Annotated in this window: 20 protein-coding genes; 10 read left to right on the top strand and 10 right to left on the bottom strand. The window is 51.2% G+C overall.

The genetic code is table 11. The annotated features are described in order from the left end of the window. Window positions 1-83: 83 nt before the first annotated feature. The 4 genes from DYU11_RS20325 to DYU11_RS20310 all read right to left on the bottom strand — a co-directional run bounded on the left by DYU11_RS20325 (window position 84) and on the right by DYU11_RS20310 (window position 6,451). Complete coding sequence (locus DYU11_RS20325) at window positions 84-1,160, bottom strand: aminotransferase class V-fold PLP-dependent enzyme (RefSeq protein WP_119669562.1); 1,077 nt, start codon at window positions 1,158-1,160, stop codon at window positions 84-86. Between the two features lie 96 nt (window positions 1,161-1,256). Continuing rightward, complete coding sequence (gene serA / locus DYU11_RS20320; protein WP_229365953.1) at window positions 1,257-3,242, bottom strand: phosphoglycerate dehydrogenase; 1,986 nt, start codon at window positions 3,240-3,242, stop codon at window positions 1,257-1,259. A gap of 206 nt (window positions 3,243-3,448) precedes the next feature. Continuing rightward, the gene (locus DYU11_RS20315; RefSeq protein ID WP_119669561.1) at window positions 3,449-4,468 is read right to left on the bottom strand and encodes a YheT family hydrolase; all 1,020 of its coding nucleotides are present in this window, start codon (window positions 4,466-4,468) and stop codon (window positions 3,449-3,451) included. A 189-nt stretch (window positions 4,469-4,657) separates the two neighbouring features. After that, entirely contained in the window at window positions 4,658-6,451 is a 1,794-nt protein-coding gene (locus DYU11_RS20310) for an acyl-CoA dehydrogenase (protein ID WP_119669560.1), read from the bottom strand. A 151-nt stretch (window positions 6,452-6,602) separates the two neighbouring features. Between DYU11_RS20310 and DYU11_RS20305 the strand changes: the two genes are divergently transcribed. After that, window positions 6,603-7,130, top strand: a complete 528-nt coding sequence (locus tag DYU11_RS20305; RefSeq protein ID WP_119669559.1) for a DUF2911 domain-containing protein — start codon at window positions 6,603-6,605, stop codon at window positions 7,128-7,130. Window positions 7,131-7,194: 64 nt separating this feature from the next. Here DYU11_RS20305 and DYU11_RS20300 read toward each other — a convergent pair whose 3' ends face one another. The 3 genes from DYU11_RS20300 to DYU11_RS20290 all read right to left on the bottom strand — a co-directional run bounded on the left by DYU11_RS20300 (window position 7,195) and on the right by DYU11_RS20290 (window position 9,727). Then, window positions 7,195-7,923: a 6-phosphogluconolactonase gene (locus DYU11_RS20300; RefSeq protein ID WP_119669558.1), complete on the bottom strand. Its 729-nt coding sequence runs from the start codon at window positions 7,921-7,923 to the stop codon at window positions 7,195-7,197. A gap of 62 nt (window positions 7,924-7,985) precedes the next feature. Next, window positions 7,986-9,008: an alkaline phosphatase D family protein gene (locus tag DYU11_RS20295; protein WP_229365952.1), complete on the bottom strand. Its 1,023-nt coding sequence runs from the start codon at window positions 9,006-9,008 to the stop codon at window positions 7,986-7,988. Window positions 9,009-9,100: 92 nt separating this feature from the next. After that, on the bottom strand, window positions 9,101-9,727 hold the full coding sequence (locus tag DYU11_RS20290; protein WP_119669557.1) for a VIT1/CCC1 transporter family protein: 627 nt from the start codon (window positions 9,725-9,727) through the stop codon (window positions 9,101-9,103). A 106-nt stretch (window positions 9,728-9,833) separates the two neighbouring features. Here DYU11_RS20290 and DYU11_RS20285 point away from each other — a divergent pair, with 106 nt between their 5' ends. From DYU11_RS20285 to DYU11_RS20265, 5 genes are all read left to right on the top strand, one after another. Then, window positions 9,834-10,100, top strand: coding sequence for a hypothetical protein (locus DYU11_RS20285; protein WP_119669556.1), 267 nt, complete (start codon window positions 9,834-9,836; stop codon window positions 10,098-10,100). A gap of 73 nt (window positions 10,101-10,173) precedes the next feature. After that, the gene (locus DYU11_RS20280) at window positions 10,174-10,479 is read left to right on the top strand and encodes a J domain-containing protein (protein WP_119669555.1); all 306 of its coding nucleotides are present in this window, start codon (window positions 10,174-10,176) and stop codon (window positions 10,477-10,479) included. Then, the gene (locus DYU11_RS20275) at window positions 10,476-11,366 is read left to right on the top strand and encodes a hypothetical protein (protein ID WP_119669554.1); all 891 of its coding nucleotides are present in this window, start codon (window positions 10,476-10,478) and stop codon (window positions 11,364-11,366) included. The genes DYU11_RS20280 and DYU11_RS20275 overlap by 4 nt, the downstream gene beginning before the upstream one ends. After that, the gene (locus tag DYU11_RS20270; protein ID WP_119669553.1) at window positions 11,351-13,186 is read left to right on the top strand and encodes a BT4734/BF3469 family protein; all 1,836 of its coding nucleotides are present in this window, start codon (window positions 11,351-11,353) and stop codon (window positions 13,184-13,186) included. Before DYU11_RS20275 ends, DYU11_RS20270 begins: the two co-directional genes overlap by 16 nt. A gap of 115 nt (window positions 13,187-13,301) precedes the next feature. Continuing rightward, window positions 13,302-13,538, top strand: a complete 237-nt coding sequence (locus tag DYU11_RS20265; protein WP_119669552.1) for a hypothetical protein — start codon at window positions 13,302-13,304, stop codon at window positions 13,536-13,538. Window positions 13,539-13,540: 2 nt separating this feature from the next. On the opposite strand, the gene DYU11_RS20260 is transcribed toward DYU11_RS20265, so the two are convergent. The 3 genes from DYU11_RS20260 to DYU11_RS20250 are packed head-to-tail and all read right to left on the bottom strand — an operon-like array spanning window position 13,541 to window position 15,390. After that, a complete protein-coding gene (locus DYU11_RS20260) occupies window positions 13,541-14,401 on the bottom strand; it encodes a hypothetical protein (RefSeq protein WP_119669551.1) in 861 nt (286 codons plus the stop codon). Next, window positions 14,401-14,967: a hypothetical protein gene (locus tag DYU11_RS20255; protein ID WP_119669550.1), complete on the bottom strand. Its 567-nt coding sequence runs from the start codon at window positions 14,965-14,967 to the stop codon at window positions 14,401-14,403. Before DYU11_RS20255 ends, DYU11_RS20260 begins: the two co-directional genes overlap by 1 nt. Window positions 14,968-15,021: 54 nt before the next feature. Further along, a complete protein-coding gene (locus tag DYU11_RS20250) occupies window positions 15,022-15,390 on the bottom strand; it encodes an SHOCT domain-containing protein (RefSeq protein ID WP_119669549.1) in 369 nt (122 codons plus the stop codon). A 383-nt stretch (window positions 15,391-15,773) separates the two neighbouring features. Here DYU11_RS20250 and DYU11_RS20245 point away from each other — a divergent pair, with 383 nt between their 5' ends. The 4 genes from DYU11_RS20245 (at window position 15,774) to DYU11_RS20230 (ending at window position 17,736) form a co-directional block, all read left to right on the top strand. Beyond that, entirely contained in the window at window positions 15,774-16,202 is a 429-nt protein-coding gene (locus DYU11_RS20245) for a hypothetical protein (RefSeq protein ID WP_119669548.1), read from the top strand. Window positions 16,203-16,248: 46 nt separating this feature from the next. Continuing rightward, entirely contained in the window at window positions 16,249-16,887 is a 639-nt protein-coding gene (locus DYU11_RS20240) for a phage replication initiation protein, NGO0469 family (protein WP_119669547.1), read from the top strand. 105 nt (window positions 16,888-16,992) lie between these two features. After that, the gene (locus tag DYU11_RS20235) at window positions 16,993-17,391 is read left to right on the top strand and encodes a hypothetical protein (RefSeq protein ID WP_119669546.1); all 399 of its coding nucleotides are present in this window, start codon (window positions 16,993-16,995) and stop codon (window positions 17,389-17,391) included. A 90-nt stretch (window positions 17,392-17,481) separates the two neighbouring features. Beyond that, a complete protein-coding gene (locus DYU11_RS20230; RefSeq protein WP_119669545.1) occupies window positions 17,482-17,736 on the top strand; it encodes a hypothetical protein in 255 nt (84 codons plus the stop codon). Window positions 17,737-17,738 lie beyond the last annotated feature (2 nt).

Below are 17,738 nucleotides of genomic sequence, written 5' to 3'. Positions count from 1 at the left end.
TGGTGATGCCGGTAAAATACAACAAAAAAGTCCACCGTAGCTTAACAGTGGACTTCATGCCTTATAATGTTAAATTTGCGCGGCTACTTTTTTAATTGCTCAATGAGGGCCGCTACCTGGTCAACCGAAGTTGCCGGGAAGTTGGCAATACGTATCTGCGACTCTTTGAACTTACCGTAACCGCTGCCTATAACCATATTGGCCTGTCGGGCCGCGTTGATTACGTCGGCCGAAGGCTGCTTCGTCTTAGCAACGATGACCGTCTGGGACCGGTGTCTGTCGTCGGCTACAAAAGGCTCATAGTCAGCGTGGTTTTCCAGGAATTTGTACAGCATCCGGGCTTTTTCCTCGGTTTGCCGACGCAGGGTGTCGATGCCGATCCGGTTGAAATCTTCCGCTATCTTCCCCAGAATGTAAATGCCCAGCACATTGGGCGTAGCGGGCGTTTCAAACGTCTGGTAGTTTTTCCAGAGCGTCGGCAGGGTATGATGGGCACCGATCGTCATGCCGTCGTAGCGTTGCAGGCGCTCAGCTTTTTCCAGACAGGATTTCCCGGCGATCCAGACGCCCAGTCCGGCGGGCATGCCGAACGCTTTCTGTACCGAAAAGAACGCCGAGTCGATGATGCTGAAATCAAGATCGGGGTAGGGGGCCGAGGACACGATGTCGACGCAGAACAGCTTTTTACTGTATTTCCGCTTCAGTTTATGGATTTCGGCCGGACGCATCTGCACCCCCGACGAGGTTTCGTTGTGAGTTACGCAGACCAGTTCGGCGTATTCGGGCACCTCTATGTCGGCGTAGTCGAACCCCTCACCAAACGGCTTTTCGGCCAGGTGGGCGTATTTGTGCAGTGACTGGGCGTAGTCGTAAAATTTTCTTGAAAACGACCCGTTGACCAGGTGAAAACTCTCGTGCTCGACGCAATTGAGCAGTATCCGCTCCCACACTTCCGACGCGGACCCGGTAAAGAAAATACCGTGCGTGGCCGGAATATTGAGCAAGGTACGGAGTTGCTCGTCGGTATGCTTATAAATATCCCGAAACGTCTGGCTGCGGTGCGAAATGGAGCCGATCTGCTCATCCAGCGCCGTTTGCAGGTGTTGATAAAACGTTGGATATAACTCGGCCGGGCCGGGCGTGAAGTAGGTGTTTTTCATAGAAAGGAGGAAAGGAGGAAGGGGAGGAAAGGAGGAAGGGGAAAAGCAGGATTGCCAATTTCCTTTTCTCCCTTACTCCTTTCCTCCCTCCTCCTTTTAATACAACAATCTGAACTTGATGGTATTGTCAATATTCTTCAGTTCCTGCACGACTTCGTCGGAGTAGTTTTTGGCAATGTCGGAGATGACGTAGCCGATCTGCTCGGTCGTTTTCAGATACTGTCCCTGAATATTGATGTGGTACTTGCCGAAAATGTTATTCATCTGCGCCAGAATGCCCGGTACATTCGCGTGGATATGCAGCAGCCGGTGCGACCCTTTCAGCAGGGGGAGTTGCAGTTCCGGAAAATTTACGCTGCCGTAGGTGCTGCCGTTGTTGATGTATTCCAGCAGCTTGCCCGGCACGAAGTTGCCGATGTTTTCCTGAGCTTCTTCCGTGCTGCCCCCGATGTGTGGGGTCAGAATAACGTTCGGCAGGTTACGCAGGTCGTTTATAAATTCCTCCTGATTTGTTTTCGGTTCGTAGGGGAACACGTCAATGCCCGCGCCGGCTACCTTGCCCCGCTCGATGGCATCGACCAGCGCCGGAATGTCTACGATATGACCACGCGACAGATTCAGAAAAATCACGCCATTTTTCATCATCCCGAACTCCCGGTAGCTGATCAGGCCTTTGTTTTCCTTGCGCCCGTCGGTGTGCAGGCTGATGATGTCCGAAACCGCCAGTAGTTCGTCGAGCGATTTGCACTTGCGGGCGTTGCCAAGGGCCAGTTTGTCCACTACGTCGTAGAAATAGACTTCCATACCCAAAGCTTCGGCCACAACCGAAAGCTGCGTGCCGATATTACCGTAGCCGATCAGACCCAGTTTCTTGCCCCGGACTTCAAAGCTGTTTTTCGCCGATTTGTCCCATACACCTTTGTGCATCAGGTTGCTCTTGGGGACGATGTTCCGGATGAGCATGATGATTTCGCCGATGGCCAGTTCCACTACCGACCGGGTGTTGCTATAGGGGGCATTGAACACGGCAATGCCTTTTTCGGTGCAGGCTTCCAGGTCGATCTGGTTCGTACCGATGCAGAACGCCCCGATGGCCATCAGTTTGCTGGCACTGTCGATGACCCGGCGTGTCACCTGCGTCTTTGAGCGGATACCAAGAATATGAACGCCCTGGATGGCTTCAATCAGCTCATCTTCGTCGAGGGCACCCTTGCGGATCTCGACGTTAAAGCCTTCCTGTTCGAACAACTGCACCGCTACGGGGTGAACATTTTCGAGCAGCAGAACTTTAATCCGGCTCTTCGGGTACGACTGACTCCGGCTCAGCTTGTTTTCAAAGAGAAAATCGTCCAGCGACGGCGAGATGGAATCGGCTTTCTCGATCACTTTCGGACGAACAACGTTTTCCGTGAACGCATAGAATTTGTTGGCCAGACCAGCCTCCCGGATTTCGTAGTCCGTGTAACCGTCGCCGATGACGTACACGTCGCCGTCGAGTTTCATATCGCGGATGAGCTTGACCTTACCTTTGTCGGTCGAAAGCGGATTGTTGCAGTCGCAGCCGGTGATGTTGCCCGCTTCGTCGAACTCAAACGTATTGGCAAAAACGTGGTCTTCCTTGATACCCAGTGCCGTAACGATGGGCACGATGAACTCTCTGAACCCACTCGACACAACGTAAATGCGGTCAGCGTTTTCGGTCAGGAACGATTTATTACGTTGAAACGAATCGGAAATTTTACCCATCAGCGTTTCAACGAGCGCCGGCAGATGGTCCCGGTGCGCATTCAGCAGTTTCAGACGGAGCCGGAGGGATTCGGCCAGCGAAATCTCACCCGACATGCCCCGATCGGTGATGACCTTGATCTGATTCAGCACATCGTCGCGGTCGGGCCGGCCAATGAGCGAGATCTCACCCAGTACGTCGAGCGCTTCAACCTTCGTAAAGGTGCTGTCGAAATCAATGACAAAGTACGTTTGATCAGTCGGGCTGCGTTCAGCCGGGCCACGATCGGGCGTTCCGTGCTCTGTGGGTGTTGGACCCTGGTCGGTTGTGCCGACATTGGAAGCTTTGGTAAGCATAGTAGTATTCAGGCTGATTCAACAACTGAGTCGCCGGGCGACTCTTTTTAATATCGGTTCGATAGTTTGTTGAAGTGAAGACAAAGGTACGGTTATAATTCACCAAATCAGTTCATAATCGATACCAAAGTGGTTATGGGTCAGAACAGCACGGGGTCGAATGATGCGCATCCGCTTGGTTTGTCAGCGGTTTTACATAACCCGGGTTAAGCTTCCTTTAAAAACGCTACGGCCCGCTCTTCCGACCAGTACGTACCAGCAAGGCCACCGGTCTTTGACGGGAAGCCACAGTGGCCGCCCTGCTGCGGAAACTCCATCCATACGTTTGCTAGTTCCCGCGCCAGTTGTTCGGGGAAACATTCGGGCGACAGAAAAGGGTCATTCCGCGCGTTAACAATCAGGGTCGGTACGGTGATTTTTGATACAAACTGCAGCGAACTGTTGCGGGTATAGTAGTCGGTTACGTCCCGGAAGCCGTGAAGCGGGGCCGTGATCAGATCGTCAAATTCGCGGACCGTCCGGGCTTTTCGCAGGCCATCGATGTTGATTTTATCCGGCATCACCTTCGCTTTCTCAAACACCTTGCGCTTGAGGGTCCGGCTGAACCGGTAATTGTAGATCAGGCTGTCCCAGGTTTCGAGTCGTCTGGTAGCGGTAATCAGGTCCAGCGGTACCGAGAACACCACGGCCCGCCGAATGGCCGGGTGCACCGTATCGCCCCGCTCACCGAGGTATTTGAGCGTTACGTTGCCGCCCGCGCTGAAACCGACCAGATTAACCGACGTGTATCCTTTGTCGAGGGCGTAGTTGATGACCAGGTCCAGGTCGCTCGTTTCGCCAATGTGGTAGAACCGGGCCTGCCGGTTCAGTTCACCGCTGCACGATCGGTAGTGCCAGGCCAGGCAGTCGAAGCCGTTCCGGGTCAGATGCCGGACCATCCCCGCCAGATACGGCCGGGTTGTGTCGCCTTCGAGACCGTGGGAGAGGATGGCTAAGGGTGGTTTGGGGCTCGGGGCTTCGGGCGTAGGAAGCATGCCTGCACCCCCAGCCCCATGCCCCGAGCCCTCCGCCCAATCCAGATCCAGAAAATCATCGTCGGGCGTATCGATGCGTTCGCGGGTGTAGGAAACCGCAACCTTGCGGAACAAGGAGGGGGCAATCGTTTGCAGGTGGCCGTTCCAGAGCCGGGCCGGTGGCTGATAACTCGATGGAGCAATCAAAGGCATTCGACAACGTAGTTGACTAAACCACAAAGGTACGAGCTTATCAGTATGCGACCGATTAAAAGTATACTATGCCCGATAACCCGCTGTTATGCCTCAGGAACCAAAACGCCCGGTTCGAACCGGGCGTTTTCTGTCATCCCTCGTTCATTGGGATGACAGAAAAACTAAGCCATAGATAATTATAGAATACTACAGTGCCAGCTCTTTCTCCGATACGATTGTCAGCACTTCCGTATCCTTCAGCCGCACGGCGAGCCCCAGCGTTTTGGGCACTTCGTAGTGGAAGAAAAACTTCATCGTGTGAATCTTCCCTTCGTAAAAGGCCAGTTCGTCGCCCTGCGGGTTCTGGGTCAGCAGAGCCTGTTTGGCCACAACGGCCTGCTTCAGCCACTGCCAGGCCACAACTACGATACCCATCAGGTCGAGGAACAACGTAGCATCCGACAGGTAGCGTTCGATATTTCCCTGCTGCGCATGCGGCATCAGGGCCATCATTACGTCCTGCGTTCGTTTCAACTCGGCCGTGAGCTGGTCGGCATAGGGTTTCAGATCGTCGAACGTACCGGCTTCGGCAATCGTCTTGCTTATTTCGGCGAACAGCAGCTGCGGAGCCTTACCGCCCTTCATGGTCATTTTCCGACCCAGCAGATCCTGCGCCTGAATGCCCGTCGTGCCTTCGTAGATGGGCGTAATGCGAATATCCCGGTAAAGCTGTTCTACCGGAAAGTCTTCCGTATAGCCGTATCCGCCAAACGTCTGCACGCTCTGGCTGACCGACTGAACGCCCATCTCCGACGGGTAACTCTTGGCCATGGGCATCAGCAGGTCGAGCAGCAGAAACGCATTTTCTTTCTCGTCACCCTCGGCTACCTGGCTGATGTCGTAGAGCCGGGCGGCTTCGAGCAGCAGCGATAAGGAACCTTCCGTAACCGCTTTCTGAAACAGCAGCATCCGCCGGACGTCGGGGTGGTTGATGATGGGCGTTTGGGGACTATCAAGCTGGCTTTTCTCATTCAGGCGACGGCTCTGGGGGCGCTCGCGGGCGTACTGAAGAGCCGCGTGGTAAGCCGCCGTAGCGATGGCTGCAGCCGTCATACCCACCCCAATCCGGGCCTCGTTCATCATCTGGAACATGTACGGGAGCCCGTGGTGCGGTTCCCCAACGAGGTAGCCAATGCAATCGTCGCGCTCACCCATCGTCAGGTGCATGGCCGGAACCCCATGCTGACCCATTTTGTGGTAGATACCCGTCGACGTTACGTCGTTGTCGGTGCCGTCGAGCCGGTATTTCGGTACCACAAACAGCGAAATGCCCTTAGTCCCCCTGGGCGCTCCTTCAATGCGGGCCAGCATCAGGTGAATAATATTGTCGGTGGCATCGTGGTCGCCGGCCGAAATAAAGACCTTTTGCCCTTTGATTTTATAGCTGCCGTCAGGCTGCGGGTAAGCCGTTGTACTAACATCGGAAAGAGAAGAGCCGGCCTGCGGTTCGGTAAGGGCCATAGTGCCCTGCCACGTACCGGCCAGCATGTTAGGTACATACGCTGCCTGCAGCTCCGGCGATCCAAACGACGTAATGAGGTGAGCGGCTCCTGAGGTCAGGCCGGTGTACATCATGCCGTTGTTGGCCGCCATCAGGATGAAGCCGATGCTGGAACTGATCAGTTCGGGAAGCTGCTGCCCGCCGTGTTCGAAGGAGAAACCTGCGCCAATCAGTCCGGCGTCGCCCATGGCCTTCAGGTAGTCTCTGACCTTCGGATGTACCGTTACCTGGCCATTTCTGAGCTCTGGCTGATTCTTGTCAATCTCCTTCAGATACGGATGCATGAGGGTGTCGGCGATAGAGGTTGCCGAATCAAGGGCCAGGTTGAAGGTCTCGCGGTCGTGGGCACTGAAGTACTCATATTGAGTCAGTTCCTCGGCCCGAAAGACTTCGTGGAGCAGAAACTGCAGGTTGCGCTTACTAAAATACGGAGTTGCCATACGGATGAAACGGTTGAGGAAAAGTGGTATGCGTGCATACCATTAGTCAGTAAAAATACTGTAATTCTACTTGATAATTATATTGGACACCAAAAACTATCGTTTACTTTGTGTCGTATTCAACGATACTTACAAAAACCAGATCGTACGTATGAAAAAGATCAGTGCCTTTCTGTTTGTTCTGTTTGCAATGGTATCCATGGCTCAGGCACAGGATAAAAAACCCCCTATGAGTCCACGTGTGACCGTCGAGAGCCCTGACAAATCCATCAAAGTTGCTTACGGTCAGCCGTCGAAGCGGGGACGGGTAATTTTTGGTGAGAAGGGTCTCGAAAAATACGGTAAAGTGTGGCGGACAGGCGCTAATGAAGCTACCGAGATTACGTTTAAAAATGATGTGATGTTTGGCGGTAAAATGGTGAAAGCCGGCACCTACACGCTCTTTACGATTCCCAATGAGAAAGAGTGGACGGTTATCCTGAACAGTACGCTGGGCCAGTGGGGTGCCTACGATTACGATAAAATCAAAGCCAGCGACGTTGCTCAGGTGAAAGTGCCGGTATCGGCGGCCAAGTCGCCAATTGAAAAATTGACCATCACGCCTGCGAACAGCAGCGTAACCATTGCCTGGGATAACATGACCGTTTCCGTGCCCGTACAAAAGCACGGTCAGTCGTAGTCGTCGACCCAGACGTATCAATCAGTAAACAGCAAGCCCCGGTCATCTGGCCGGGGCTTGCTGTTTAAGCCGGTAGCAGACTGCCGGCTCCTTCATCGACCCAGACGTAGGCGTTGGGGTGCGTCTGGATGATGCTGGCCGGCACCTCCTCCGTTACGGGCCCGGTCAGGGCCTGATGCAGAATCTGGGCTTTTTTGGCTCCGCTGACCAGCAGGATCACCTCGCGGGCTTCGGTCAGGTGGCGCAGCCCGATGGTGATGCCCTGCGTAAGTGTGGTTTCCTGGGTAAAATACTTCTGGCCTACGGTTTTGGTTGTCTCGGCCAGTTCGGCTACGTGGCAGTAGTTGGAGAACGGTATCCCCGGCTCATTCAGGGCGATGTGGCCATTCATGCCCATACCGACCAGTAGCAGATCGAGTCCTCCATGTTCCAGAATGACCCGGTCGATACGTTCGCACTCGGCCCGGAGGTCGTCGGCTCTGGCGTTGAAGTAGTAAATCTGCCCGGGGCGCAGCGCCAGGGGCGTCAGCAGGTCGCGGTAGACGTAGTAGGAGCAACTGCCCATATCGTCCGGCCCGAAACCCACCCATTCGTCCAGGCCAACGAACGTACACCGGCCGATATCCACCGCACCCGCCTGCACCAGCGCAACGAACCGCCGATACGTTTCGATGGGTGTATCGCCCGAGGCTACACAGATGATGGCATCGGGTTTCTGCCGGATGATAGCCGCCATCCGTTCGGCCGCGTGCTGCGATAAGGTATTGTGGTCAGGAAAACGTTCCAGGTTCATGTTGGTAGTAATTTTTGTCAGCTTGCCCGGGTTGGGTGCCGGGAAATCATGTAATCCCGGCCTTACTTCAGCTCGCTGGCTCGAATGGTCCGGTTCCAGCGCTTTGCTCCCTTCTGATCATACACGTCGATGGTCAGCACCCGGTCTTTCAGTGGACCACTGACACTAAACAGGCCAAAATTACGGTCGGTCACAAGGGTACCGTCTACAAACGTAGGCTGCTGAAGTTCGTCGGGACGGGGTTTGGCCGGGCCCGATGTCAGGGGCGAAATGGTCAGGTCGTAGAGCGGGTACGTACCGGGCCGGTCCAGCTTGTGCACGATCGTGTGGTGGCGGTCGCCGGTAATAAACAGCACCCCGGGAATGTTGGCGTCGGCGATGGCTTTGAGCAGTTGGTCCCGTTCGGTGCCGTACATCGAATAGTTTTCAAACGCCTTCACCGGATTGATAACCTGCCCGCCGGTTACGATGAACTTGAACGTAGCGCGGCTGAACCGCAGGGCGTCGATCAGCCAGGTAAGCTGCTTTGGGCCGAAATACACTTTTTCGGGGCCATCGGGCATTTCGTTGGGGGCGCGGAACGTACGGTCGTCGAGCAGAAAAAACTGGCAATCCTGCCAGAAGAACGTACCGGTGCAACCCTCGTTAAAGATGAAATTGGGATTGGCCCAGAACAGCTTGAAGGCTTCCAGCGTAACCGGTTTGATCCAGTAGCTCCGGTCCGAATCGTTGGGGCCGTAGTCGTGATCGTCCCAGATGGCGTAGTTATGGGTAGCGGCCAGCAACGGCTGCATTTCGGGCAGCGACCGGGTGTGGGTATACCGGCGCAGCACGCCCGTGCGGGTATTCCAGTCTACCTCGCGGGTGTAGGTATTGTCGCCAGTCCAGAGCATGAAATCCGGTTTCTGAGCGGCCAGCGCCGTGAAGATTTCGTAGCCGTCGCCGTAGGGCGTACCGGGGCGGTCAACGGCTGGTTCGTTGACGTACGTGCAGCTTCCGACGCCGAACTGAAACGCCGGGGGATCGCTCCGCCATTGCCGCGCACCGATCCCGGCGTTTTCAGCGTATTTTGAGGGGTTTTCCAACCTTGTAGCGGTTTTTGTAGGGGAAATACCTCAGTTCTCCATTTCATTCAGCCACCGACCGGGCCCGAAGCCTGGTCTGACAGATAGCCCGCTTAGGCCGATGCGTTCGCAGTTTGGAAGGTCGCCTTCAGTGCATCGATCCGCGACGGTTGATCCATCGCCAGAAAGTTCGACGCATAGTAGTGAATAAACCCCCAAAACTCTGAATCCATCTGCTGAGCGGTGACGCGGCTATCTGACTTACGAAAAGACAGTTGCTTGGCTGCAATCTGACGAAGTAGCTGGGTACTCTCGCGGTTTTCCTGACGAAGTTCAACAGCTTCCTGCTCTGAGCGTTCACGAATCATGCGCTCCAGTTCAAATAAGGCTTTGTACCGGTCTGCCTCAGCTTTCACCTTAAGATACTCAGGATGGTCTTTAATGTTGAACTCAGTTGCTTCGATGGCAATAGGAATTGGCTCTACTGCTTTCGTGGTTGATTCGCGTTTTGGCTCTCTGGTGCCATCCATGATGTAGCTGTAAGGAAACTCATCCCCGTAAGCCGAACGAATGGCATCCATCAAATCCAGGGTAACGAAGTTCTTACCCGTTACGACGTGATAAAGGCCCATTGAACTAAGCCCTGCTTTTTCGGCCACCCGGCGGTAACCGTTCTTTTCTTCATGTTCGTTGATCCAGTCGATAAGACGCTGCCGTCTCTCAATCTTTAAGTTTTCCATAAATTTATGTTTACGTGTGTTTGTGTTTACGTAAATGTTTAGTTATGTTTGTCAAGTGATCGTTTATCACATCTAAACAAACGCCGATACAAACATAAACAAACACATGGAAAATACAAACAGGGCTTACGATGCCGCTACTATCGATTTACTCTATGGTCAAGTGAAGGATACGCGCTACACGACGGAAGTGTGTGGTGTGTTGACTGAGCGGGGTTTTTCCTACGATGATGGATATATACGGTGGTTAATGGCTCATAGACATAAGGTTTATAATGAGGTCATTTGGGATGCTGTAAAGGAAGTTATCAAGCGTAGAAAGGAGCGTCGGTTAAAAAATGCCAAAGAAGTACTGGAGCTTGTAAAAGATTAAGGGCATATAAACAAATGTTTGCAGACTACTGCAATTTTTAATCTGTTTTTAATCTCTCAGATAACTGCCAGCTATGCAATTCACCTTTGGCAAATACGCTTACCAGCCCCTTTGTGAGGTTCCGGCGTCCTACCTGGGATTGGCTTTGGAGACATTTACGATCCCGGAGCCGCTTCAGGTAGCTATTCGTATTGAACTGGCTGAACGGTTTGGGTTGTCTGTGCATACGTCTAAGCATGCGAAAGTAGAAGCTGAGCCTAAATCAGAAGTCAAGCGCATTTACCGGCAATTGGCTGTCAAATATCATCCTGACAAAGGCGGTTCGCACGTAGCAATGCAGGCAGTTAATGAGTTCTACGAAGCCCTTAGCGCCCTATGAATCAAGGCTATCTTTTAACAAAGGCTTTCTACGCAGAAGTAGAGACGAATGAGGCCATGCAGATTGGGTGCAAACCTCACCATCATAGTTTGTATACCTGGATTTGTGAGCTACGCAACCGGACTAAACGTGAGGTATTGGATTTGCCTGTCCTGTACACCATGCAAATGAGCTTTATCGGCTCACAGCACACGTTAGCCAAAGCCATTGATGATCTGGCCGAATGGGGAATTATTGAGATCATCATGCAGACAAAGGGGCAGGGCACTAAGGTAAAACTAGCTATTGCATTTATGCAAAAGCACTGCAATAGCGATGCAATTACAGTGCAATTAGACTGCAATTACGATGCAATTGAAGTGCAAACAACTAAAACAGGTAAAACACCAGAAAACAGGGAAAACAGGGAAAAGAAAGAAGAGCCATTGGCGGCTGAAGCAGTTGAAGAGGTTCCGCCTGTAGAGCCACCAACTGAAAAGCCAAAGAGAGAAAAGCCCGCGCGCGAACCGGCGCAGGAATTGCAATTCCCCGCCTATGCTGGGGAACCGTTCCACTTCGCCTGGACTGCCCTTTGTCAGACGCCGAACTGGCGAAAGAAAACCCCGCAACAACTGCAATTCAACCTCAATAAACTGGCTAAGTACGACGAAGAGTTTGCTGTTCAGCTCATGAACGATTCAGCGGGCAATGGGTGGAAGGGCGTCGTCTTTGATAACACGGATGAAAAATGGCAGGAACACCAATCCAGACAGGCCAAAGTAAAGCCCCTTCACGGCGATCATACCACGTACGAAGAACTACTCAGTGAAGAAGCCCGGCGTGAACGGGCGCGTGTGCAACAACAAGGACAAGAACGATTAAGACAATTCGCATGGAACCAAATCTAAACCCTAGCCACAAGTGGCCAACCGGCGTAACGTATTTCACACATCTTAAAGCCGCCGACAATCCAGAATACATTTTCCTTCAAACGGCCATTGACCGCATACGTGATGGCGCCAGCCGAGATCTGGTTGAAAAACTCAGGTACTACCGGGCCGAAGGCAACCATACGGAAGCCGATGTGATCAAACGGCAACTACCCTGCATCTGTTTTTCGGGCCGGTTCTCCAAGCGGGCAAACGAAGCGATCATACAGCATTCGGGCTATGTGTGCCTTGACTTCGACAAACTGCCTGATCCGCAGGGCGCAAAACGATACCTCGCTACGCTGCCGTTTGTGTATGCCGCCTGGATTTCGCCATCGGGAACAGGGGTAAAGGCGCTGGTCCGAATCCCCAAAAATGCCACGGCTCACCGGGGCCACTTCACAGCGTTGCAGGAAGAGCTAGGAGAGGTGGGTATGGAGCTGGACAAATCCGGCAAAGACGTAGCCCGCATCTGCTTTGAAAGTTACGATCCTGATATTTTCATCAATGAAGAGGCAGAGGTGTATGAGCGGTACAGTGCCCCCGACGATACGCCCCCTCAGCAAAAGCCGCCGGTAGCAACCGACTTTGGTTTGCTCAACAAGTGCGTGAACATGATCCGGCGGGCCAAAGACGGCGAAAAGCACAACATACTGCTTAAGGCTGCTACGTTAGCCGGTGGCTACATTGCCGCCGGAAAGGTGTCCGAAAGCGACGCCATCAAGGTACTGGAAGACGAAATACGCGATAAACCCGGCGTTCATGATGTGCTGCAAGCGCAGCGCACGATTTCCGATGGAATACGCTACGGCAAAGAAAAGCCCATCTACGAACAAACGGCTGAAGAACAGCCCGCGCCTAAAACCGAGACGACCCACGGCATTAAGTTTCTTTCCTCGGTCTGGGACACCATGCAGTATCAGTTCAAAAACGGCAAGGCCAGAGGAGAAACCACGCATTTAGAGCCGCTCGATAACCACTTTACCTGGAAGAAAGGGGACTTTACCTTAATCACCGGCAGGCCCAACAGCGGCAAGTCCGAATTTATTCTGCAACTCATGCTCTACAAATCGGTTCTGTCGGGCTGGAAATGGGCGGTGTTCAGTCCTGAGAGCTACCCGGCGGAAGAGTTCTATGATACGCTGATTCATGCGCTGGTGGGCAAGTCATGCGATAAGAGCTACGCTAACGTGATGAAGCCTAATCAATACGCTCAGGCGGCCAACTTCATCGCCAACCACTTTTACTACATCTACCCGGAAGAGCGCCAGACGATTGAAGAGGTTGAATCCAACTTTGAATATTGTCTGCGTGAATTAGGGGTAAACGGCGTTCTGATTGATCCGTTCAATCAGCTAAGCCGTGAGTTTAAAGACCGGGACGATCAATACCTGGAGGAGTTTCTGACCTCACGCAAACGGTTTGCTCTCCTGCACAACATTCCCTACATCATGGTCATTCACCCCAAAGCCATGAAGAAAAACAAGGACGGCGAATACGATCCCGTTGATTTTTACGACTTGTCGGGTGGGGCGATGTGGGCAAACAAAACCGACAACCTGATTACGGTTCACCGGCCTTACCAATCCACGGAACCCGCCAATACAACGGTTGAAATTCACGTCAAGAAGATCAAGAAACAGCGGCTAGTCGGCATACCTGGCACGATAACGCTCAGTTTCAAGCGCGAACACAACCGGTACTACTTCCTGACAATGGGTATGGATATGAGCCCACTAGGAGCCATTAATTCAGATGCAGACGGTATAGTTGATGGGCCGCTAAAAATGACTGTATAGGCATGGAAACGCTCACACTACCCGAAATACACCCTGCTGTGGCCCGGCTTTGGAAAACCTACAAACGTCCGCCGTTACAGGTAAATAAACTGGCTCTCTTAAAAGCTCTGAACCGATGCATCGAACGTTAGGCAAGCTACCCCCAATACACCCCCGCGCCAATAAGCGTATTTATCTCGCTGACCGCTACGCCATCGACGGGGAGGACGCTACGCAAATGATCGATCTGGGATACCCGATGGCGGTGTATGAACAGTTTGTAGACTCCCTGCCTGACGTGATCTGTTACGATGGTAAGGCAGGGCTACAGGAAGCGTTTAGAGAATGGATAAAACAGAGAAAACTAAAATAAAATTAATTATGGGGTAAAGCATCCAACAAGTTGCGCATTGATGTGTTGGCATCAATTTCAATCAAAGGTCTACCCGTTGTTTCTTCTAACTGTTTTAAGAAAATCCCTGATTTTTGAGGGTTATAACCTGCGGCACTTTTATTAAGTACAGCAATCTTCTGTAAGTAACTGTCTTTTACGCCAAACTGGTCAATTAATTGGAACTTGGAAGTTGCTTCAGTAGCATCTTTAATAAAAGCATCTAGCCTTGAACCCGATACGTACATCAAATAGAATTGTTTGTAAATATCTCGATGGATTATCCTTACAACTGAATTTATTTTTACTGATTGTTCATCTTTAAGTTTAATGTATTCATTAGTGAATACATTACGATCCCCAAATTGACTTTTAAGCGCATTATTTACCTGGTTTGTAAACACAGTTTTTTGGGTCTTTTCTTCATTTGTAATTCTATAGGTTGTATGTTGCGCACTAACGGTATAGGCAATAAAGTGAGCTACATCATGCGCTATTGAAGACAAATGCTCAATCCGATCAGTGCTTTTGTAATAGTAAACAGTACCCGAATTGCTCCTGACTGACTTAATATCAAAATAAGAGGTATACTGACTCACTACCAGGTCAATCACTTCATCAGAATCATGTTCAGCGTAATACGTTTCATATTCGCCTTCGTTAATCCATCCACCATCCGAAACAACAATTTTTCCGTCTTTATAACTGACAAAGATGGAAACAACCGCGTTTGTAATGGTCTGAATACCGGTAATAATTTCTATTGTTGTTCCGCGCAACTTATAATTTACAATATTGCAAAAGTCAGACTTAATTGCTTTGAACAGTGGCAGTAGATTTTCCATTACACATCAAAGTCTATACCCTTGTTATTGTCCTTTAAACTGACGCTTGGGAATAGCTCATACGTAGCTACTTGTATAGGCTCTTCATTAAGAGTAAAGATACTAAATTGTTGGCAAACGTGATAAAGACCAACGTTTATATCAGCGTGTATAGCTTTAGCACAACCTATTACATCAGGTGTAGTGTAGGCAATCTCGTAGCCGTTTTCATCCCAGCGGTGAAAGTGCGGAGTAGGAACCAGTCGTTCTTCTAGTTCCGTGTAATCTCGCCTATGCTTGTTTATGTGCATGTGGCCATCTGAGTCAAAGCGGCATATGGCCTCAGTCATAAATGTTTCAATCAGCAAGACTACAGCATAAATTGATTTTTTAACGTGCTTTTGCTGAACCTTAATCTTGCCTGGGCGATTGAGGCACTTCATTTCAAATTCCCCCTTTGACCAATTAGGATTATGCTTTTTGTCGGCATATAGTGAAATGACATCAGGATAAGCATACTTAACCTTATCAAATAACTGGCAATAGGTAGAATACTCCCGTTTTACTATCTGATTAACTCTTGACATGGATAGCTAGTCAGCCCCGCGCCCGATCCGGCCGGGGTTTTTTGTGTGTTAGAATTAAACCTCTTCGTTAAACTCGACATATTCCTTTTCGTAGGTCGCACTCTTCTGCATAGCTTCTTTTAGTTGGTCTGTTAACTGGCTTAATTTCTTATACCGATGCCTTTGTGTTCTAGCAAATCCTTTTTTGGATTTAGCGGCCACTTGTTGAGTATCAGAGCCGATTAACAAACTAAGCATGGCCTCTATTCGAGCATTAGAATCTAATAGCTCACGAAGAATAAGCATCTGATGAAAAACCCGCTTAGTTGCTGGTTTCGGGTTTAAAATTTTCGCCTTGAGCCTTTCGTAAGACTCTTTATCTATTAGCCCCTGATCACGTAGGTCAAAAAGCTCCTCCATTTTATGCAACTGCTGTTCGGTCATGATCCAAGTGGTATATGTATGCCTAAAATAGTGACATAGGTAATCAATTGCAAAAGCTATTTATTTGATAACTAGATATTTACAAAAAACGTAACTAATCAGTTAAAAAATCATAAGCGTTTGTTTGCATATTAGTAAACGTGTGTTTACATTTGTCCTACTGATTCGCACCACACCACAGCAGGCCCCACGAACCTGCGCCGGGTGGACGGACCAGCAAGACATAGCATACTTCCGTGGTCAAGGGATAACAGGCGCAACCGTAAGTCGTCAACCATCCAGCCCTAGAAGTAAGACTATTACAAACTGTCGGGCGCAAGCCGGTTGCAAACGCAGGTTCGATCCCTGCCCCGACAACTACAGTAAATCAACCCACAAGAACCATGAACCTAACCAACCTAGACGTAGTGAACCGCTACACTGAAATTATCAACGCCAATAACGCTCATCTGCACATGAGCGAACCACAGCGTAAGGAGTTCGACCGCCACCGGCTCAGCCAGCCGGTCAACAACCACGTACAACACTTGTGCGCGCTTCGTTGCGATCAGGCAGCCGCCAAGAAGCAGGAGAAGCAAACAGTGCTTGACGAGGTACGCGAAAAGTATCTGTACGCCACGCAGCTTGACCCTACAGCATTGGTCGAACTATCCTACAACTGGGAACAGGGCTACTACGTGGCCCGTATCGCCCCGGCGGGCATTGTCAGTTTCGTTGCCGTCGGTAACCGGCCGTTTGAAGTTTCTGCCGGCTTGGTCTGCGATAAGTTCACCCGTTCAGAATTAGACCTGCTCATTGAGTGGGATGCCTAGCAATCAATTCAAATCAATCTATAACCAATCAAACCCCTGTCAAAGTATGTCTACGTTTGTCGCCCCCGTCGCCGGATCATCAACCCGCAAGCTCATGGAGCAGGGCAATTATGTTGCCCGTTGCTTTTCGATGATTCAGATTGGCACCGTCGAAGAAACCTATCTTGGCGAATCTAAAACCGTCAACAAAATCCGTCTAGCCTGGGAGTTCCCCACCGAAAAGGCCGTGTTCAGTCCCGAAAAAGGTGAGGAGCCGTTCGTTTTGGGTAAGGAGTACAGCTTCTCTATGCACGAAAAGGCCACGTTCCGCAAGGACTTAGGCAGTTGGCGGGGCAAAACCTTCACCGATGAAGAAGCAGCTAAGTTCGATGCTGGCAAGCTGCTCGGTGTGCCCTGCATGATTAACGTGATTCACCACACGACCGCCAAAGGCGAAACCATCGCCAAGATCGGCTCTATCGCCCCGCTACCAAAAGGGCTGACCTGCCCCGACCAGATCAACCCGACGCAGGCCCTGTCGTTCGCTGACTTTGACTTTGGCGTATTCGACAAGCTGCCCGGCTGGATTCAGGAGAAGATTAAGTCCAGCAAAGAATATGCGGCCCTTGTTAACCCTGCCCCTGCTACGCAAAACACCGCTTTTGACTATACACCAGTGGGCGAGGATGAAGCCCTACCATTCTAAGCATTCAGTAAGGAAGGTTTGACAACAGCACCGCCCGGCCGCACCTGTGGCCTCCGTGGCCCGGCCGGGCCGGTCTTACACCAACCTTGAAAATGATAACACGCCATGAAAACCAAACGTATACCCTTCACCGTCGAAGACTACCAGCGCCTTTGCACAGAGACACCGTTCCACGTTGAAACGAGGGAGGGCTTACCGGTCCGAGTGATCTGCCTGGATTTAAAAGGCGCGCAGTATCCAGTCATCGCCCTAATTGATAAAGACAAAGTAGAAGCCATCATCCATTATACAGCGAATGGCAAATACTACTACGGCGGTGACGAATCCGAATACGATCTGTTTCTAATCGTTCCCGCCCGGTCGCTGGGGTGGGTGAATGTGTACAAGTATGCTGAAACCAGCGCTGTACATCCCACACGAGAAAAGGCTGATTCGGCTGCCTTGTCTAACCGCTTGGCCTGCGTCGAAATCTTCGAGGGCGACGGCTTAGAAAACTGTGGATAGATAACGCAGCAAACCGGGGCGGGGCTCCTGCTCCGGTTTCTCACAAACCCCTTAGAACGCTAATAACCAAAACACAAACAACAGACAATCATGATTAAGCTAGGCCAAAAAGTTCGCTGCATTGTAACCGGTTTCACCGGCATCGCTATCTCCAAAGTTGAATACCTGAACGGTTGCGTTCAGTACTGCGTAAAACCGCCCGTGGTAGACAATAAGTCTGCTGACGGCGAATACATCGACCAACAGCAACTGGAAGTGGTCGATGATGGTGTTGCCGTGAAAAAAAACAATACGGGCGGGGTGATGTCGGATATGCCAAAAGGAAACGGCCTTTCACGGCGGTAGCG

Source organism: Fibrisoma montanum, from assembly GCF_003583365.1.
Classification (GTDB): Bacteria; Bacteroidota; Bacteroidia; order Cytophagales; family Spirosomataceae; genus Fibrisoma; species Fibrisoma montanum.
This window is presented reverse-complemented; position numbering and strand designations above follow the sequence as displayed.

Excerpts from the sequence above, each read along its gene's own strand:
- serA (WP_229365953.1), bottom strand. The coding sequence starts at position 3,242 with ATGCTTACCAAAGCTTCCAATGTCGGCACAACCGACCAGGGTCCAACA.
- DYU11_RS20260 (WP_119669551.1), bottom strand. The coding sequence starts at position 14,401 with ATGGAAAATCTACTGCCACTGTTCAAAGCAATTAAGTCTGACTTTTGC.
- DYU11_RS20280 (WP_119669555.1), top strand. The coding sequence starts at position 10,174 with ATGCAATTCACCTTTGGCAAATACGCTTACCAGCCCCTTTGTGAGGTT.
- DYU11_RS20235 (WP_119669546.1), top strand. The coding sequence starts at position 16,993 with ATGAAAACCAAACGTATACCCTTCACCGTCGAAGACTACCAGCGCCTT.
- DYU11_RS20305 (WP_119669559.1), top strand. The coding sequence starts at position 6,603 with ATGAAAAAGATCAGTGCCTTTCTGTTTGTTCTGTTTGCAATGGTATCC.
- DYU11_RS20315 (WP_119669561.1), bottom strand. The coding sequence starts at position 4,468 with ATGCCTTTGATTGCTCCATCGAGTTATCAGCCACCGGCCCGGCTCTGG.
- DYU11_RS20325 (WP_119669562.1), bottom strand. The coding sequence starts at position 1,160 with ATGAAAAACACCTACTTCACGCCCGGCCCGGCCGAGTTATATCCAACG.
- DYU11_RS20230 (WP_119669545.1), top strand. The coding sequence starts at position 17,482 with ATGATTAAGCTAGGCCAAAAAGTTCGCTGCATTGTAACCGGTTTCACC.
- DYU11_RS20240 (WP_119669547.1), top strand. The coding sequence starts at position 16,249 with ATGTCTACGTTTGTCGCCCCCGTCGCCGGATCATCAACCCGCAAGCTC.
- DYU11_RS20310 (WP_119669560.1), bottom strand. The coding sequence starts at position 6,451 with ATGGCAACTCCGTATTTTAGTAAGCGCAACCTGCAGTTTCTGCTCCAC.
- DYU11_RS20245 (WP_119669548.1), top strand. The coding sequence starts at position 15,774 with ATGAACCTAACCAACCTAGACGTAGTGAACCGCTACACTGAAATTATC.
- DYU11_RS20285 (WP_119669556.1), top strand. The coding sequence starts at position 9,834 with ATGGAAAATACAAACAGGGCTTACGATGCCGCTACTATCGATTTACTC.
- DYU11_RS20290 (WP_119669557.1), bottom strand. The coding sequence starts at position 9,727 with ATGGAAAACTTAAAGATTGAGAGACGGCAGCGTCTTATCGACTGGATC.
- DYU11_RS20255 (WP_119669550.1), bottom strand. The coding sequence starts at position 14,967 with ATGTCAAGAGTTAATCAGATAGTAAAACGGGAGTATTCTACCTATTGC.
- DYU11_RS20265 (WP_119669552.1), top strand. The coding sequence starts at position 13,302 with ATGCATCGAACGTTAGGCAAGCTACCCCCAATACACCCCCGCGCCAAT.
- DYU11_RS20275 (WP_119669554.1), top strand. The coding sequence starts at position 10,476 with ATGAATCAAGGCTATCTTTTAACAAAGGCTTTCTACGCAGAAGTAGAG.
- DYU11_RS20300 (WP_119669558.1), bottom strand. The coding sequence starts at position 7,923 with ATGAACCTGGAACGTTTTCCTGACCACAATACCTTATCGCAGCACGCG.
- DYU11_RS20270 (WP_119669553.1), top strand. The coding sequence starts at position 11,351 with ATGGAACCAAATCTAAACCCTAGCCACAAGTGGCCAACCGGCGTAACG.
- DYU11_RS20250 (WP_119669549.1), bottom strand. The coding sequence starts at position 15,390 with ATGACCGAACAGCAGTTGCATAAAATGGAGGAGCTTTTTGACCTACGT.